16 protein-coding genes and 1 pseudogene are annotated in these 18,554 nt (G+C 48.0%); 10 read left to right on the top strand and 7 right to left on the bottom strand.

Annotation, left to right across the window (positions count from 1 at the left end; all coding sequences use genetic code 11):
• From O71_RS13805 to pnuC, 5 genes are all read right to left on the bottom strand, one after another.
• A partial coding sequence (locus O71_RS13805; protein WP_192811685.1) for a hypothetical protein occupies positions 1-260 on the bottom strand: 260 nt, incomplete at its 3' end.
• 47 nt (positions 261-307) lie between these two features.
• Positions 308-1,696 carry a hypothetical protein gene (locus O71_RS13810; RefSeq protein WP_007657828.1) on the bottom strand — a complete coding sequence of 463 codons (1,389 nt, stop codon included), beginning with the start codon at positions 1,694-1,696 and terminating at the stop codon, positions 308-310.
• Positions 1,697-2,315: 619 nt separating this feature from the next.
• Positions 2,316-3,305: a hypothetical protein gene (locus O71_RS13815; RefSeq protein ID WP_007657829.1), complete on the bottom strand. Its 990-nt coding sequence runs from the start codon at positions 3,303-3,305 to the stop codon at positions 2,316-2,318.
• Between the two features lie 560 nt (positions 3,306-3,865).
• Complete coding sequence (locus tag O71_RS23945) at positions 3,866-4,042, bottom strand: hypothetical protein (RefSeq protein ID WP_155800906.1); 177 nt, start codon at positions 4,040-4,042, stop codon at positions 3,866-3,868.
• A 146-nt stretch (positions 4,043-4,188) separates the two neighbouring features.
• Entirely contained in the window at positions 4,189-4,812 is a 624-nt protein-coding gene (gene pnuC / locus O71_RS13820) for a nicotinamide riboside transporter PnuC (RefSeq protein WP_007657830.1), read from the bottom strand.
• A gap of 106 nt (positions 4,813-4,918) precedes the next feature.
• On the opposite strand from pnuC, the gene O71_RS13825 reads away from it, so the two are divergent.
• From O71_RS13825 to O71_RS13865, 9 genes and pseudogenes are all read left to right on the top strand, one after another.
• A complete protein-coding gene (locus O71_RS13825) occupies positions 4,919-5,236 on the top strand; it encodes a rhodanese-like domain-containing protein (protein ID WP_007657831.1) in 318 nt (105 codons plus the stop codon).
• Positions 5,237-5,464: 228 nt separating this feature from the next.
• Positions 5,465-6,934, top strand: coding sequence for an IMP dehydrogenase (gene guaB / locus O71_RS13830; RefSeq protein WP_007657832.1), 1,470 nt, complete (start codon positions 5,465-5,467; stop codon positions 6,932-6,934).
• A 203-nt stretch (positions 6,935-7,137) separates the two neighbouring features.
• Positions 7,138-9,213 carry a GAF domain-containing SpoIIE family protein phosphatase gene (locus O71_RS13835; protein ID WP_237717844.1) on the top strand — a complete coding sequence of 692 codons (2,076 nt, stop codon included), beginning with the start codon at positions 7,138-7,140 and terminating at the stop codon, positions 9,211-9,213.
• A gap of 19 nt (positions 9,214-9,232) precedes the next feature.
• Entirely contained in the window at positions 9,233-9,571 is a 339-nt protein-coding gene (locus O71_RS13840) for an STAS domain-containing protein (protein ID WP_040574303.1), read from the top strand.
• The gene (locus tag O71_RS13845) at positions 9,564-9,974 is read left to right on the top strand and encodes an ATP-binding protein (RefSeq protein WP_007657835.1); all 411 of its coding nucleotides are present in this window, start codon (positions 9,564-9,566) and stop codon (positions 9,972-9,974) included. Before O71_RS13840 ends, O71_RS13845 begins: the two co-directional genes overlap by 8 nt.
• A gap of 164 nt (positions 9,975-10,138) precedes the next feature.
• Positions 10,139-12,448: a peptidylprolyl isomerase gene (locus tag O71_RS13850; protein WP_040574298.1), complete on the top strand. Its 2,310-nt coding sequence runs from the start codon at positions 10,139-10,141 to the stop codon at positions 12,446-12,448.
• Positions 12,449-12,484: 36 nt separating this feature from the next.
• Positions 12,485-13,858: a peptidylprolyl isomerase gene (locus O71_RS13855; RefSeq protein ID WP_007657837.1), complete on the top strand. Its 1,374-nt coding sequence runs from the start codon at positions 12,485-12,487 to the stop codon at positions 13,856-13,858.
• Positions 13,859-13,864: 6 nt separating this feature from the next.
• Positions 13,865-14,829 (top strand): annotated as a pseudogene (locus O71_RS13860) (AAA family ATPase).
• A gap of 263 nt (positions 14,830-15,092) precedes the next feature.
• A complete protein-coding gene (locus O71_RS13865) occupies positions 15,093-15,524 on the top strand; it encodes a hypothetical protein (protein ID WP_007657839.1) in 432 nt (143 codons plus the stop codon).
• 79 nt (positions 15,525-15,603) lie between these two features.
• Here the strand turns inward: O71_RS13865 and O71_RS13870 are convergent, their stop codons facing one another.
• Positions 15,604-16,470, bottom strand: a complete 867-nt coding sequence (locus O71_RS13870; RefSeq protein WP_007657841.1) for an SDR family NAD(P)-dependent oxidoreductase — start codon at positions 16,468-16,470, stop codon at positions 15,604-15,606.
• A gap of 120 nt (positions 16,471-16,590) precedes the next feature.
• Here O71_RS13870 and O71_RS13875 point away from each other — a divergent pair, with 120 nt between their 5' ends.
• Positions 16,591-17,280, top strand: a complete 690-nt coding sequence (locus O71_RS13875) for a GNAT family N-acetyltransferase (RefSeq protein ID WP_007657843.1) — start codon at positions 16,591-16,593, stop codon at positions 17,278-17,280.
• Between the two features lie 6 nt (positions 17,281-17,286).
• Here the strand turns inward: O71_RS13875 and O71_RS13880 are convergent, their stop codons facing one another.
• On the bottom strand, positions 17,287-18,399 hold the full coding sequence (locus O71_RS13880) for a hypothetical protein (RefSeq protein WP_007657845.1): 1,113 nt from the start codon (positions 18,397-18,399) through the stop codon (positions 17,287-17,289).
• Between the last annotated feature and the right edge of the window lie 155 nt (positions 18,400-18,554).

An 18,554-nucleotide genomic window follows, 5' to 3' on the forward strand; every position in this document is an offset into this window, starting at 1 on the left:
GCGTAAGGTCTGGTCACTGTTGCAGTAAAGGTGTGCTCGCCTACAGCGAGTTCGCCTGTTTCTGTCACAGTGTTGCCCTCACTGTCCTTCCACACCACGTTATCCCCTGCTTCGGCACCTATCGACTCGTTGAAGTCCGCTAAAGTGAGGGACTCGAAGTCGTCCTCGCAGTAGTCCGCCACCTGAGCTGTCAGTTCTGGGGCCTCTAGGATGGTAATGGTGAGCATGGCATTACTAGAACACTCGTTAGGGTTTGTCACAGTTGCATAAAAGTTGTGCTCCCCAACAGTTAGGTCTCCAGTAGTAGTCACCACGTTTGTTCTATCAGAATCACTGTACCAAACAACATCATCATCTGATGCAGCGCTATCGACTCGTTAAAGTCTGCTAAGTCCATCGACTCGAAGTCGTCCTCACAGTAGTCCGTCTCGTAGTCATCTAAATCAGGATTTGCGTACACTGTTACAGTTTCAGAACATGTCCTGGTCCTACCCGATGCAGAAATCTCGACTGTTATGGTATAACTTCCTCCCCCTGTTGCTCTAACTCTTATTGAGTTTGAAGATGATGTATATGGACTAGAAAGAACAACTGGAGGTGTCGCATTATTTACTAGCTCGCCATTTCCTGAAACTGTCCATTTATAAGAAGCTCCGGAAGTAGCTGTAACGGTATGCTCTGTTATTTCACCTACACAAACAGGACCTGCTGGGGGCAAATCACATAATGGTGGTGGCATAATCGCTCCGGACTGTATTTGATTATCTTGATTACCTAAACTTGCTCCATTTAAAGTCTCGAGTTTAAAGTGATAAGGTCCACCACTAATAGAAGAAGAACCCTTTCCAGCTCCGTAATTTAAAGGTGCGTATGGCTCGTAACTACCAATAGATAAGTGACCAGCCATTAAAACCATTAAATTTGTTGATTGTGACGTCCATCTTAATGTATACAATCCATAGTTATCTCCCGTATTGGGCTCTACACCACTGTAACCATCAAAAATAAGTTGTGCCCCAGATATTGGAGCATTACCATATAACTGTACCCCCCTTGGATTACTAGTCAATGTTGGATAGGATCCTCCATCATAATAACTGACTGCAGCCCCTACATCTGACCTTCCTGCATTTGTGTATGATGCAGCACTTGGGGAGGATGCAATGACTTTATGCGTAGATTTATAAAGTGCGTCAATTATTTCCTCACTTGCAGGCTGTGGAATAGCATATGACTTAACCAGCAGAAGCATGTCATTTGGATCACTTGGATCAAAAGGATTATTAGTAGCAATATCAGCTATGATTTCTCGATCAGTCATATTGTAAAAATCCTTAAAGGCTTGGTCATAACCAGTTACAAAATCATAGGCATTTATACCTCCCTTTGTGGCTAATACCTTAAACTTTAATTCATATTGGTTATTTTGTGCAGTAGGAATCCCCACAAATACCAGCCTTTGAAGAGTTGATGAGCCTTCGTAGTAATCTGATTTTGAAGACTGAAGAATGCCTGGAATCCATTCCTTATTTTTATTCGCATACTGCGAAAATGATGTGATACTCTGGCTAAAAGAGTAAGGAGTTATTAATAGTAACCCTACCACTAACACCATAGCATACCGCCACAGCCCTAGCAGCTTGTTCTTCGAGCGAGCATCTCTTGCCCTACCCGTGTAATTGTTAAAATTTTCCATAAGTGTAAATATTTCTGGTTGTTAGAATGTGTTTATTATGTTTTTAGTCTTGAAAAAAGGCAAAGCAGTGCCTGCCTAGTGATTGTGCGCTCACTGGGATAATGCGTGCAGAAGACAGTGGAGGCTTAAGCAGTTGAAGAACTACCTAGCAAAATGAAAGGAAAGCATAAGATGGGCCTGGCCGTAAGAGGCAGCGCCATAGATAGTATACATTTTGCATAGTTGGTTGATGTAAACAATGTATGTGTTCCGTTGGAATCAGAATTTGGTGAGGCGGGTGCAGTCACCAAGGGCTTACAGAATAAGCAAGGGGGTTAATCGGCGGTTGTTTAGCTATTTTGCAAATATCTATTTATAGACAGATGCTGTATAGTTGAGCTTTAAGCTAATATACTATGAATACTTAAAAAAATAGATATTTTTTTCCTATTAATAGTTTAGGTAATCTAAAGACGGGTGAATGACATAAATTAAAGTGTAAGGCAACTTTTATAAAACTATATAGAATAAATTATCTATTTTTAATTATGTCAATAAACAAAAAGAGCTGCCCCTTACCTATTTAGTGGCAGCGACTGCTCTTTTTATTTTGTACTCACTATGGTGAAGAGACTATTATCTATTTTTCAGAATTCTCGTCTTCGCAATGGTTATCGTCAATCCAGTCACCAATGGTTCCTGCATATTTACCCAATTTACTAAAGTCACATCCTGAAACGGGGTAAGGTGAGTTTGGATAGTTAGCAAAGTAAGCTACAATACAATTATATGCTTTTTGAACGTTTCCATGGTCTTCGTCATCTGTAGGCAAGTCATCAGCAGTCAATCCACTTAGTATGATTGTTGCAGCCTGAAAAAATGCTTTATCAGCATCAGTTCTTCTCGGTTGTCGAAATAAAGCTCTAGCATCATCATATGTCATCGTTCTATTACCTACTTCTACCGAACTCCAAACAGACACAGGGCTAGCAAACCAGTAGCCTTGGGAATAAGAGCATTTACCATTCACTGGCGGCTCTTCTTCGCAATAGTTAGAACATGTCTCTATTTCCCCTTTCTCACAATATCGACCAGCTTTTATAGCTATAATAGCCCCACTTAAAGTAATAGCAGGATCAAGTGTGAAGTATAAAGTCCCAATTGCACCACTTAAATCTTCACCAACATCGGGAGTTTCAAACTTGACATTACTAGTTGTACCTAAAATATTACAATCTGCTGAATTGAAGTTATTATAAATGGGATCGAGATCAGTTCTATCACCCCCTACTATAATATATGCAGATATTTCGTGCTGTCCTTCTCCTTCTCCTAATGGCACAATTGATGCTTCTGGATCTGGGCAATCTAATAGAGCTAATCTGAAATTAGAGATATCTTGTGGATCATTTTCAGTTCCATCAATAACAATTGACCATAAGCCATCTCCTTCATACCTTAAACAGTTAATATCATACCCATCAACATTAACTGGATTTGGTTCTGAGCCATTAACTAATGCCCCCTTAATAGAAGCACTAGGCCCCATATCCCCATCCTCCTTAGAACAGGCAAAAGCGATAAAGCTGAATAAAAATATTAGCAGCGAATAATTGATTGATTTTTTCATACCATCATAATTTAAGTTGATAATTGAGTTTGTTTTTTGGTTTATAATGGACAGAGATGTCCCAGGCCGGTATTTGCGATACCGACATAAGTGGAGCAGGCAGCATCAAAACAGGGTTTAAAACTGCACCTGGTGATCTTAATTTTTAAAGATTATGGACTTGGCTGAGGTTGGCAATGTAATAATCGATAGCCCGCATTTTTTGAATGGGAAGGGTTTGTTTCATAGGAATTAGGTAATGGATTTGTTCAACACTATTCTCTCTCGCAGATAACCACCCAGGCGCTAAGCCCAGCCATATCCAGCTTACCAATTTTACAAGGTATTTATAACATTCATAAATAGAAACAACACTTTTTATAACTGGATGCTACATAAATATACTCCTCTAATTATAATTAATTCAATTATTTATTAAATAATAAGCCTAATACTATCTAAGTCTGGTGAACCACCAAAATGTAATGGTAAAGAGCCCAACAAAATAACTATATAAAAAAAAGGATACATTTTATAAAATGCATCCTTTTCTAAATAAGCTTGGTTGGTTCCGTAAACTCTTAATTCTCAGTGAAGCTATAATCATAAAAATTATACACCTCCACCTCTTTGGGGTGCCTATCGCCGTGCTGACATAGCATCAGGCGCTTGGGGCTTTCGTCCGGAGACTCGTAGCCCCATTTCATACGGTTCTCATACTTGAGTTCGTCCGGCAATTCTATCTTGTAGTTCTTCATACATAGTGTCATTGTAGCGTGGAACATAGGTACTCGCATACTTTGGCGCACTAAAATTCAACTATTGCCTCAGTTACACTCATGTACGGCACATACCATGCCATGACTGCATAAGATAGAAACATAAAACAGGACATTTCTAACAATTACTTTGTAACATGGGCTACAGTCTCCTTTTCCATGTCACGTTTCCAGTCCAGGTAGCCTATAGTGGCTAGAATCAGGAAGATAAAATACAGGAAGGCCGTCAAGTATAACTCCTTATAGGTATAGACTCCCACGTACACCACATCCACTGCCAGCCACACCAACCAATTCTCCAGGCGCTTTTTGGCCATAAGCCAGTAGGCCATCAGACTCACAGCTGTGGTAGCCGAGTCCGTGTAGGATAAATCAGCATCGGTATAGTTATCAAGAAAATAGCCCAGCCCGCCTGTAAAGGCTACCACCAGCGCGATTAACACCCAAAGTTCCTTCTGACCTACTTTAGTGACTTTACGCTCAGTATGCCCCTTGCCGCCGTACAGCCATTCGTACCACCCATAGAAACTCGTGATGATGTAAAAGGCGTTTAGCCCCATGTCGGCGTAGAGGCGGGCATCGTAGAAAATGAACACATAAGCTGTTACACTCACCACACTGATAGGCCATGTCCAGACGTTCTGTTTGGCGGCCAGCCATACCCCGGCTATACCTGTGATCACGCCTATTACCTCGACCAGGCTCATGGCCTGTAACCCTTCCAGAATGCTATTGTAAAAACCTGTCATCTATACCTGTACAAGCCCATGATTTAGGCTAATTTGTTGCTAAGTTTGTAAATCAAAATCAAAACGCCAAAGCTAAAAGTATAGCAAAGACAGGAGCCTTATTATTATGGATGAAATCACAGCGCAGGAACTGAAAGAGAGACTAGGCCGCAGCGCCGAACTACAGATTGTAGATGTGCGTGAGCCTGTGGAGTTTGAGATATGCAACCTAGGTGGTGAGCTAATACCCTTAGGGGAACTGCCCAGGCAGGTGAACCGCATCCGGCGTGATATACCGGTGGTCATGGTCTGCCATCATGGTTTCCGTAGCGCACAGGCCATCAATTACCTTACCCAGCGCCTTGGCTATGACAATCTGCTTAATCTCAAAGGGGGCATTCATGCCTGGGCTACACAGGTAGACCCCACCATGCGCATGTACTAAATATAACGCTATACCTGATATAACGCTATACCTGCTGAAGTCAGACGTTCTCATTCTTTTTATCAGCATTTTCCCGCAAGCATTCCTGAACAATTATTAACAATTTAAAATATTTCTGATGGGAGCCGTGTAGCAGGTTTTGAATAATTTTCTCCTACCTCTTGCTAAATTATCCGGATTAATTTATGTAATTTTACGCGGCAAATAAGGACCCCTAATTTATTTGCCATGATCGCTGATCAATCCAAAATTGTATTTGAGGCACTCACCTACGACGACGTGCTTCTGCTCCCGGCCTACTCCGAGGTGCTCCCCCACAACACTGATACTTCCACACAGCTTACACGCAACATAAGAATCAATATCCCGTTGCTTTCTGCCGCTATGGATACCGTAACCGAGGCTGAACTCGCGATCGCTATGGCACAGGAAGGAGGCATCGGTATTATTCATAAAAACATGTCGATCAAGGCGCAGGCTGAGCAGGTGCGCAAAGTGAAGCGCTCTGAAAGCGGCATGATCCTCGATCCGATCACGTTGGAGGAAGATGCTACGCTCGGTGATGCCGTCCGCATCATGTCAGAGAACAAGATCGGCGGTATACCGATCACAAATGGCAAGGGCAAGCTCACCGGCATACTGACCAACCGTGACCTGCGCTTCGAGAAGGACCTGACACAGCCCGTGAGAGCCGTGATGACGACCGAAAACCTGATCACAGCTGAAAAAGGCACTGACCTGGCAAAAGCCGAAGACATCCTGCAGCAGTACAAGATCGAAAAACTGCCGGTAGTGGATGGCGAAGGCAACCTGGTGGGCCTTATCACTTACAAAGATATTCTGAAGAAAAAAGACCGCCCCAACGCCTGCAAAGATGAGTACGGCCGTTTACGTGTAGGTGCCGCCGTAGGCGTAACGCCTGACGTGATGGACCGCATCAAAGCACTAGTAGAGGCTGGCGTAGACGTGATCAGTGTGGACACAGCCCACGGCCACTCCAAAGGTGTGCTCGATGTGGTGCGCAAGATCAAAGACAACTTCCCTAACCTGGATGTGATTGCTGGTAACGTAGCCACTGCCGAAGGTGCCAAAGCCCTTGCCGATGCAGGTGCCGATGCCGTAAAAGTGGGCGTTGGTCCGGGCAGTATCTGTACTACCCGCGTGATTGCAGGCATAGGCGTGCCGCAGCTCTCTGCTGTGATGGAAGCCGCTAGAGGCCTGGAGGGAACAGACGTACCGGTTATTGCAGACGGTGGCATCAAATTCTCGGGTGACATTGTAAAGGCACTTGCCGGAGGAGCAAGCACTGTAATGGTAGGCTCTCTGCTGGCTGGCACCGAAGAGGCGCCAGGTGAGATGATCATCTATGAAGGACGTAAGTTTAAGACGTACCGCGGTATGGGTTCTATTGAGGCGATGGAAGAAGGTTCGAAAGACCGATATTTCCAGGGCAACGAAAAAGACAGCAAGAAACTGGTGCCGGAAGGTATAGTAGGACGTGTGGCCTATAAAGGCCTGGTGTCAGAGGTGATCTACCAACTGGTAGGCGGCATCCGTGCCGGTATGGGCTATTGCGGCACCCCGACTATACCTGCGCTCCAAAGCGCTAAGATGGTAAAAATAACAGGGGCTGGTTTGCGTGAAAGTCATCCGCACGATGTACAGATCATGCGCGAGGCTCCAAACTACAGCCGCTAGTCATTTCATAACACAACAATAAAAGAAGTAGGTTGGCCTTTTGCTAACCTACTTCTTCTTTTTTACGTTATGCAAGTTGTTCTTTAAAAACTCACCTCGACAACTTGGCCAAAGAGCAAAAATTTTTCTTACCTTACAAACTGATAAAGTCTCGGGCAAGCCATTTTCTGTCGCCGATAAAACTAAGCACGGTTTTCCGTTTTATGCTTTATAGAACCAACGCGAAATCTCTATTTATTACCTCGGCTCTGGTCAGCTGGTCACTCCTGCTGGCTAATGTGCTGTTGGCGGCAGAGAGCTTGCGGCAGGAAAGCTCCAATGGCCTGGATCTGCCTTTCGTCAACAATTTCCTGATCGTCGTCTTCATCATCTCTGTCTTTGGCTTCCAGCGCATGAGTGCCGACAATCTCAAGGGAATCGACTTTATTGGCTACCTCTGGAATATCTTTGCCAAAGGAGGTATAGCCGCCTACCTGAGTGTTGCCTTGTACATGGTGTACCGCATGGTGACGAACTACTCTAATGTACAGTCGCCGCTGCTACTGCACATGGTCTACCAGGTCAACTTTGGCTTGTTGGTACTGTTCCTGGCAAAAGCCTTCTATGTGTGGCGCCAGTTGATCCTCTACCACAAAAATAAGTTTATACAGATCGCCTGGGACTGGTACGAGATCCTGCTCTTCGCTACCCTGATTCTCACGCTGCTCAACTTCAACTACAGCAGCCTGATCTTTTTGCCATTGCTGGGCCTGATCGGGCTCTATACCTTGTTCCTGTGCACTAACCTGAAGTGGGTTGCCTACCTGACGTTCAACAAAAAGGGCAGGTCGCTTATTTTGCTCGTTGCCATCCTGCTGGCCTGCTACATCTTCGCAGACTTCTTCTACAACTTTGCAGACAGTCCGCTGCTGGTAATCGACTATACCGATGTAGGTTTCCTGCTGCTGGCCATGTTCTTTGTGGCGCTGTATACCTTCGCCGCTTTCCTGGTAGCACTCTTCAGCTTACCCACCTCGAGTGTGTTTGAGCAAAAGAGCGAAGACCTGCTCAACTTCCAGCGCCTGAGCCAGTCCATACAGCAGGGCCAAAGCGAGAAGCAGGTATACGACATGCTTTTTGAGAGCACCGTGAAGGCGGCCGATGCCAGCGCTGCCTGGCTCGAGATATTCAAAGGCGAAAAAAAAGATGAAATAGAGTTATGTCATCAGCTCACCATAGAAGAAGAGCAGATTAAGCGTATACGGCACTTGCTGCTGGCCTACAACATCCAGCACATCGACTACATCAACAATAACCTCGACCGTAACCCTGGCTTCCGGGACCTGACGCTGCCCTGGAAGTCGCTGATTATTCTGCCCATCAAGTCCAAGAAGCACCTCTTTGGGGTGCTATACCTGCTCAAGGATATAGAGCAGGGCTTTGACAGGGAAACCGTGAATGTACTGCGCACCTTCACCAACCAGACCATTCTCACGATCGAAAACCTGCGATTGGTACACGAGTCGTTGCAGAATGAGCGTTATAAAGAAGAGCTTAAGATTGCCTCGCTCGTACAGGATAGCCTGATCCCGAAAAAATTCCCAAGTGACAGCTGGTTTGAGATTTCCACGCACGCGAAAGCAGCCAAGGAAGTAGGCGGTGACTTTTATGACTTCCTGCAACTCAGCGAGTCACGCATTGCCATTATCATAGGGGACGTGTCAGGCAAAGGTATTTCAGCGGCCTTCCACATGGCCCAAATGAAGGGTATTTTCCATGGCCTGATGCAACAGGATATGCCGCCGAGCGAGTTCATGAAACAGGCCAACAGTGCCCTGAGCCGATGCCTTGAGAAAACCTCTTTTATTACTTCTGCGCTATACATCATTGATTATCGCATGAAGGGCTTTATGTTTGCCCGCGCAGGCCACTGCCATACCCTGTACTACAATTCCATGATGGATGACACCTTCTATTTCCAAACGGACGGACTGGGGCTTGGCATCATTCGTGATAAAAGTTATAACAATCACGTTCGGGAAATGTATTATGATTACAACCCGAGCGATGTGATGGTAATCTACACAGATGGTATCGTGGAAGCTCGCAGCCCAGCCAACGAGGAGTATGGAGAGGAAAGGTTGCGCTACATGCTCACACAGACCTACCACCTGGAGGCCGAAGATATCAAGTGCGCTATTATTAACGACCTGGAGGACTTTACCGGTCTGACAGAAAACCTATATGATGACCAGACGCTGCTTGTCATCAAGTTTAAGCCGACTCAACCTAGTGAATAGTTATACGTAAAGGATGCCGATGAAAATTACTAACCAAATCAAAGACACAACGATCATCATCACCCTGGATGGTGAACTGGACGCAAGCTCATCTGTAATGCTCGATGAAGCGCTTTCCGACCCCGAGATCATGACCTACAGCAAGATCCTGGTAGACTGCAAAGACCTGAACTACATCTCGTCTGCGGGCCTTGGGGTATTCATTTCGCACCTGCAGCGATTTGAAGATGCACAGATCAAACTCATTTTCTACAACATGCAGGACAAAGTGCGCAACGTGTTCGAAATCCTGGGCCTCGACCTGCTCATGACTATCGTTTCGGATTACGAAGAAGCCATGACCATTGCTGATGAATAATAAAATTACAGTTAGCTGTACTAAAAAAAATCTGAAGCAAATACGGGACTTCGTCACGGAGTATCTGGCAGGCTATAAGCTGACAGATATCCTGATGAACCAGATCGTATTGGCTGTGGATGAGATATGCGCCAACCTCATCATCCACGCCAACCACGAAGACCCGTCCAAAAACATTTCCCTCGCTATCACAGAGAAAGCGGGCATGCTCAAATTCGAGATCATCGACAATGGGGTGGCCTTCCGACGGTCTGAGTACAGAGAGCCTAACATCGAAGAACACATCCGCATCGGCAAAAAGGGGGGCGTCGGCATCGCCCTCGTCAACCGCATTATGGATCGGGTGGAGTTCGAGTCAAACACGAGGCAGAACACCTGCCTCCTCTACAAAAAAATTAAATAGGGCTGAGCTGCACACTTTTAGCGCCCCTTGTCCGTTATCCGGAACGAAATCGCATGCAATAGGATTATAGTGGTACTTTTTGACTAATCTGTCAGAAAAATTAACTAAAATTGCATGATCTGACCTCGTCAGGACAAAACCAAGCGTTAGTTTATCATCTATTTATGCGCAGCAATCAACTACTTGTTGCGGCAGCAGCCCTCTTAATGGCTGGCTGTACCGCAACCAGGAAGAATGACAAGCAGGAACCTATCATTGCGACCATTGGCTCCCAACCTATTTACACATCCGAGTTTCAGTATGTGTATGAGAAGAACAACGGAGGCAATGAAGACGCCTATACCCGCCAGAGTGTAAGCGAATACCTCGATCTCTATACCCGTTTCAAGCTGAAGGTGATGGAAGGCGAAAGCCGTGGCCTGGATACCACCACCGCTTTTAAGCGCGAACTGGAGGGCTATAAGGAACAACTCGCCCAACCCTATCTCACCGAAAAAAGCGTGACTGACCAGCTGGTGCAGGAGGCTTACGAGCGCCTGAAACAGGAGGTGAACGCATCGCACATACTGCTCGGCCTACCCAACGACCCAAGCCCGCAGGATACACTGGCTGCCTACAACCAGGCCCTGGAGCTGCGCAAGCGATTAGAGGCTGGAGAGGCCTTTGAAAAGCTTGCCCGTGAGTTTTCACACGACCCATCGGCAGCTGAAAACGGTGGCAACCTGGGCTACTTTACAGCCATGCAGATGGTATACCGCTTCGAAGACGCTGCCTACAAGACTCCGGTCGGACAGATTTCGATGCCGGTACGCACCCGCTTCGGCTATCACCTGATCAAGGTAAACGACAAGCGTGCAGCACAGGGCGAAGTGAAAGTCGCCCACATCATGGTACGTGCCACACCGGGTATGCCGAAGGCAGACTCGCTGGCAGCCAAGCAGCGCATCGATGCCATCTACAAGCGCGTGCAGCGCAACGAGAGCTGGGATCGCCTGGCCGCTGAGTTTTCTGAAGACGCCAACTCTGCCGCCAACGGCGGGGAGCTGCCCTGGTTCGGTACCGGCCGCATGATCCCTTCGTTTGAGGAGGTTTCATTTGCCTTGAAAAAAGAGGGTGAAGTGGCCCCTCCGGTACTGACGCCTTACGGATGGCACATTATCAAGCTTATCGGCAAACAATCGCTTCCTCCGTTTGAGGACATGGAGCAGAACTTGCGCAACAAGATTGCCAAAGACTCCCGCTCCGAGCTGAACAAAGCAGCCTTCCTGAAGCGCATCAAATCAGAAAACAACTTCAGCGAAGATGCCACCGTGAAAGCTGCTGCTTTGGGCAAGGCGACAGATGCCCTGATGCAAGGCAAGTGGGACTATGATACCGCTGATAAAACACTGAAGAATACACTGTTCACGATACAGGGTAAGCCTTATACCGTGGCCGACTTCTATACCTATGTGAAGGCTGAGCAGCGTCCGCGTATGGCGGGCACCCCACAGCACCACATGAGCTCGTTCTATGACAACTTCGTGCAGAAGAGCCTGCTGGCCTACGAGCGTGCTAACCTGGAGAACAAGTATCCGGATTACCGCATGCTGGTGCGTGAGTACCACGACGGTATCCTGCTGTTCCAGTTGATGGACGAGAAGGTATGGTCAAAGGCGGTAGAAGACACAGCTGGCCTCCAGGTGTACTTTGAGCAGAACCGTGATAAGTACCAGTGGAAAGAGCGTGCACATGCCACCGTGATCAGCGCTGCCAATGCGGAACTGCTCACCAAAGCACAGCAGCAGTTGAGCGAGCGCCGCTACGAGGTACGCAACGGCAAACCTGCTGATATTACCTTCGAAACAAACAGCGCCACCCCGGATCAGGCAAGTATGGCCCGACTGAACGAACTTGCTGACCGCTTAAGCAACAACCCAAACCTGACGCTGGAAGTGAATGGCCATGCCGATGCACGCGAAGCAGCTGGCAAGCGTGATCTTTCCGCAGAGCGCTCACAAGCTATAATGGCTTACCTGACGGCCCGTGGCGTAGCATCAGACCAGCTCAGCTCCAAAGCACTGGGCAAAACCAAACAAGCCGCTGCTGACAATACCGAAACAGGTCGCCGCCGCAACAGACGCGTGTCATTCACGCTTTACTCTTCAGAGTTGAGCGCACTGGCTGACAACCTGAATGCTGGCAACCCGCTGGGTGTACAGATCGTCGAGAAAAAATTCCAGAAAGGCGAAAACAAAGCTGTGGACGCTGTGAAGTGGGAAAAAGGATCTTATAATACCGAACTGAACGGACGCCAGTACCTGGTGATCGTGCACGACGTACTGGCTCCTGCTCCAAAGCAGCTTTCTGAAGTGAGAGGTCAGGTAACGGCCGACTACCAGAACTACCTGGACGAGCAGTGGGTAAAGCAGCTACAGGAAAAGAACCCTGTTAGTGTTAACCAGACAGAGGTCGATAAAATTATCAGAAAATAAAGCGGGTCCGCAACGAGAGAACCGATAGAAGCCAACATGCATAACACAATCTATAAAACGAAAAACCTGGCCCTGCTACTGCTCAGCCTGATCACAGTATTTACAGCTACGGCACAAGCACCTACCCAGAAAAAACTGGACGGCATCATTGCCAAGGTAGACAACCATGTGATCCTGCGTTCCGAACTTGAATTCAGCTACCTGCAGTACCTGGCCCAGAACAAACAGCAGCCAAGCGAACAGAACGAGCCGTTGAAGTGCGAGATACTTAAGTCGATGGTACAGGAGAAGCTGTTGCTGGCCCGTGCCGAGATTGACTCAGTTGTAGTGGAGGAAGCTGCCGTAACCGGTGAGTTGAACCGCCGAATTGAGTACCTTGCCTCACAAGTGGGTGGCACCGAGCGTCTTGAGCAGTATTACAAAAAGAGTATTAAGCAGTTGCGCGACGAACTGCGCCGCACTGTTCGCAACCAAATGGTGTCTGAGAAGATGCAGCGTGATATCACTGAGAAAGTAACCGTTACACCGAAAGAGGTGCGTCGCTATTTCAACCAGATCCCTGCTGACAGCTTGCCTTACTTCTCCAGCGAGGTGCAACTGAGCCACATCGTGAAGTATGCAGAGGTGAGCCGCCAGCAGAAGCAGGCTGCCCGCCAGCAACTGGAAGCTTTACGTGAGCGCATTGTGGCCGGAGAAGACTTTGCCACACTGGCACGTGAGTATTCGCAAGACCCGGGTTCAGCAGAAGCAGGTGGAGAACTGGGCTTCTTCAAGAAGAAAGAACTGGTACCAGAGTATGAAGCCGCCGCGCTGCGCCTCGAGCCGGGACAGATGTCTAATGTCATAGAGTCAATGTTCGGCTTCCACCTGATCCAGATGATCGAGCGCAAAGGCCAGGAGTTCAACACACGTCATATCCTGATCAAGCCTGCCACCGCCCGTGTGGATGTGCAGGATGCCATCGCCGCCCTGGACAGTGTGCGTACGCTGATCGTGAATGACAGCATCAGCTTTGCCAAGGCTGCCAAAGATTTTTCAGACGACAAGAACACAAAAGACAACGGTGGTACCCTGATGAGCCGTATGACTGGTAGCTCTTACATCCCGATGGATGAAGTGGAACCAGGTATATTCTTCGTAATCGACACCATGAAAGTTGGTGATGTGTCGAAGCCGGTTACCTTCACAACGCCTGACGGTAGAGAAGCAGCCCGCATCATCCAGCTTCGTTACAAATCGTCTCCTCACCTTGCCAACCTGCGCGACGACTACCAGAAGATCGCCGCTGCCGCCTTGGCACAGAAAAGGGACAAAGCTGTGGATGAGTGGTTCCGAAAAAACATTGACACCGTATTCATTGAGATCGATCCGGACTACGACCGATGCAAAGTGCTTGACTTAACGCAATAGACACCCATGAAGCAGTATACCTCTGACAAAGAAGCAGCCGATGCGCTGCACCGCTCCTACCAGGACCTCACTTCCGAAATATCTAAAGTTATAGTAGGACAGGAAGAGGTCGTGCGCCTGGTGCTCACAGCCGTTTTTTGTCAGGGGCACTGCCTATTAGTTGGAGTGCCTGGCCTTGCCAAAACCCTCCTCATCCAGACCATCGCCTCTTCGCTGGACATGTCTTTCAGTCGGGTGCAGTTCACCCCGGATTTGATGCCGAGTGACATCGTGGGTGCCGAGACACTGGACAAGGACCGTAATTTCAACTTTGTAACGGGTCCTATCTTTGCCAACATCATTCTGGCGGATGAGATCAACCGTACTCCTCCCAAAACACAGGCAGCCCTGCTGGAGGCCATGCAGGAGTATGCCGTGACAGTTGCCGGCAAGCGCTACGAACTTCCACGCCCGTTCTTTGTGCTCGCCACCCAAAACCCGATCGAGCAGGAAGGCACCTATCCCCTGCCTGAGGCACAGCTCGACCGCTTCATATTCAACATCACGCTGGGCTATCCAAGCTACGAGTCGGAGCTGCAGATCGTGAAGAACACCACCGGCGCTGCCCGTGTGGCACTTGACAAGATCCTGCACGCTGATGACATCCTGGCTTTCCAGCAACTGGTGCGCCGCGTGCCTGTAGTGGACAATGTAGTGGAATACGCCGTGAAACTGGTGCACAAAACCCGCCCTAATACAGCGATGGGGTCAGAACGGGCTAGTCAATACCTGGAGTGGGGTGCCGGTCCGCGTGCCTCGCAGCATTTGATCATTGGGGCGAAGTGTAACGCCCTACTCAATGGCAAGTACTCGCCTGATATAGAAGATGTGCAGGCTGTTGCGCTCCCTATCCTGCGTCACCGCATCGTGCGCAACTTCAAGGCCGAGGCAGAGGTATTACGGTTGAGCAGCTGATTCAGGAGTTGCTGTAAATATTAATTGTTGATTGTTTAAAAGTTACTCAGGTATAACATCAGCTAGCTGATTATGCTTATAGTGTGATACCAAAGTTCGTGACTCCCACATTACCTTGCTATACACAGGTTTCCAACAATCTAGCAATTGAACAACTCAACTATTCAAGAGTCAACAATTAACAGTCAACAACCAACAATTCTTCAAACAATTTAGCAATCTAAGCTTATTGGTGTAATTTTGCGGCTGTACTGATTTTTGACATATTACACTGAAACTTATGGAGGCGGCAACGCTATACGTTCGCTTTAAAGACAATCTGGCCACTATCATCGGAGCCCTGAACAGCAAACTGGAAGTTCGCTCCATGCCTTATAATGTATCTATTCCGCTAGAGGTAGACCTGCTGGCTGACATCCTGCGCCTGCACGGCCTTGACTTCAAATCTGAAACAGCAGGTGCTGCTCGCCTGGAAGACTTCACCCGCTGGTTTGAGCAGAACGAGAACGCAGTAATGGATACTTTGCAGCGCGTACTGGAAGAAAAACGAGCCTACATGAAAACAGCAGGCGGCGTGGTACTGCAAAAAGAAATGCTGATCCGCAGACTGGAGTATTTCAATGAAACGGCCCATACCCTGGAGGTGATGATGCGCCAACAGCAACTTAACAGCCCCAAACACTTCAAGTACCCTTTCCTACTGAATCAATAGCCAGCGACTATACCTGATAAAAGCAAAGCGCCCGCAGACTTATACCTGCGGGCGCTTTGTTCTTTATGACACGGAGAGCTTACTTATTCCGGATGGAGGTATGCCCCTGTTTGGAGTGCTCCAGGTCCAGGTCGCCTTTGGGCTGCTTCTTCATGCTGGAGTCCGCCTCCTCGCCTACAGGGCCTTTGGCGACCGTGATGCCTCCATCAACCATATAAAGTGCACCCGTCACATACGAAGCCTCGTCTGAGGCCAGGAAGCAGTAGACGTTCGCTACCTCCTCCGGGCTGCCTCGGCGGCCCATGGGCGTGGCTACCTTCATGGTCTTCACCATCTTCTTATCCATTGGTCCGGTGCTTTTGTGCGTCCAGGCGGTATCGATTGGTCCCGGGCCTACAACATTAACCCGTACACCAAACTGAGACTGCTCCACAGCGAGCCCTTTCATGAAAGCATGTATAAATCCTTTGGTACCACCGTAGGGCGCATTCTGTGCTATACCGATCACACCGGCCTCTGATCCGGCCGACACGATGTTTCCTTTTGTTTTGTGCAATTCGGGCAGCGCGGCCTTGCTCATGGCAAATGCTGACTTGATGTTGTTCTTGATCATGTAGTCCAGCGCCTCCTCTGTATAGTCCTGCAGCATGTTCACCTCCGGAAAAACACCGGCATTGTTAATCAGGATGTCAAGTTGCCCATACTCCTTTACAGCCAACTCGACGCATTCCTTGGCATTGACTTCTTTGGAGATATCACCATTATAAGCGATGGCTTCTCCTCCCTCCTTTTGGATCTCCTTCACTACATCTTCCACGGGGTCCTCCGGAAAGCCTGCTACCACCACACGGGCACCTTCCTGCGCAAATTTCTTGCAGATGGCCTCTCCTATACCTGTACCGCCGCCTGTCACAATAGCGACCTTGCCTTCTAATCTGTTTTTCATAGTTAATTGATTAATGTTAAAGCACATGTATTGTATAAGCTTGTAACGGCTATGGTCGCTGGTCGGTTAACCCGTGACAGGACAAGGAAGATAATTTCCACATTTTTAGCTGGATAGCGTATGACAAACAAAGCAGGCGGAACAACGTCACATCTGTTTCATTATAACTACACCATCGCTATGAGCTATTTATACAATACCTTGCCCGACGCCTTTGAAGAACAACTGGAAACAGAACACCTGGTACTGAGGCCCTACGCAGAAGGCGACGAGCAGGAGTTTATGCGGCTTATTCAGGAGAACACAGCAGCCCTGAGTCCCGCCTTTACAGGTAGAGTGGCCCGGGTACGTGCACTCGAAGATGCACGCATACAGCTAGCCCAGTTGCGCAGTGACTGGGACAACCGCAAGCAATTCGACTTTGGGGTCTGGCTTCGGGAGAGCAACACATACATTGGCGACATCACGCTCAAGAACATAGACCGTTCTGTGCCAAAAGCAGAGGCAGCGTTATACTTTACAAGTTGGTCTGAGATGCTGGACCTGGCACAGGAGGCGTTCAAAGCGGTGTTGCATTTTGCGTTTGAGGACGTGAAACTCAACAAGGTATACATGCGCTGCACACACTATAATAATGTATGCTCCCAGTTGGCCGAGAATTGCGGCTTCGTAAAAGAAGGTGTGCTGCGAAGCGACTTCAAGGGTGCTGACTCAGAAGAGCTGCTGGACCTGCGCTACTACGGCATGACCCGCGACGATTACGAGCAGGCAACTCAGCTCAAAGAGCGCGACTCCCAGACTGCCGTGTAGACCTCATTACTTACGGGGCTTCGCTACAAAAAAATCAGTGTCGAACGTCAGGTACAGCGCATTCGAGAACTCCAGTTTCGGATTGTCAAGGTCGACCACAGGCTCCAACCGGAGTGTCAGGTATAGGTCTTCCATGATTTCGATGTCCTTCATCAGACGCAGGATCAACAGATGGCGATCTTCCTGGATGTAGTCAGGATCTTTGTAAGTTGTGGAAGCCGATTGGAAAAGCTTACCCCCTAGTTCTGTAATATACCCGTCGCCACGCCAATAGCTCAGCATCACATCCTGATACTTCGTGTCTATACCTGCATTTAGGTAGATGGCGCCTCCTTTCGTAAAAGGGAGCTGAAAGGTATTGGAGTAGTCATTAAAACCCAGCAGATAATTTTTGGTGTATACCCGGTGGAGCACCCGATGCGGCAGCCGCCGTTCCAGTTCCACCCCCACAGCCGCATTGACTACCGTGAGCAAAGGCAAGGGCGAACTATCGATCTGTCCGCCCTTATGCTGCGCCGTGAACTGCACAGGTATAGCCAGGCGTATGGTATCACCCTCTGCTCTGCCAGGTATGTTGAGCAGGTGAAAAGCGGAACTGACACCGCCAGCCACTTCCTCCCGCACAGGGTCTGCCCGGTAGATCATCTTGCTCCAGTCAATCCAGGCGTCCAGTTTGACGCGATGCGTGTTCAGCAAAAACTGCAGACCGTTCTCCAGCCTGTCGTTGATCACACGCTCAAAATCATAGAGCGGCTCTACATAATCGTGACTGACGTTACCTTCTAAAGTACCGAACACAAAGGCCCAGTTTTCACGTTGCCATTTCACGGTGAAGGTTGGCTGGATGTCCTGATAACCTGAGCTGCCAAAATCCTTCCACAGGAAAGCACCCGCATCGATCCGCACTGAGGCAGACGGATAATAACTTACCCGCGGCAGCAGATGGTAGCCAAACAAGGTGTAGCCATCGGCTATTCTATTGAAGTACTCGTTGTTTTTAGAAAAGCCAAAGGCGTGCAAGCCAATTCTAATCTGATTAGCATTTTCAGGTTTGACAGGTATGGTCAGCTTGAGTGCGTCGTTGTTGAGCTGACTATAGGCTAAAGGGCTGTAAAGCACAGTAAAGACACAAAATAAAAGCCTGAAATATCTCATAAAAAAGGGAATAATATGGCACAAAAGCCTATCGATATATGTTGTAACAAGACGGCCATACTCAACTAAAATATTTAGCAAAATACCTGTTACTTTTTTTGCAAATTGATTTTGAACGT

This window comes from Pontibacter sp. BAB1700 (assembly GCF_000277005.1).
Lineage (GTDB): Bacteria > Bacteroidota > Bacteroidia > Cytophagales > Hymenobacteraceae > Pontibacter > Pontibacter lucknowensis.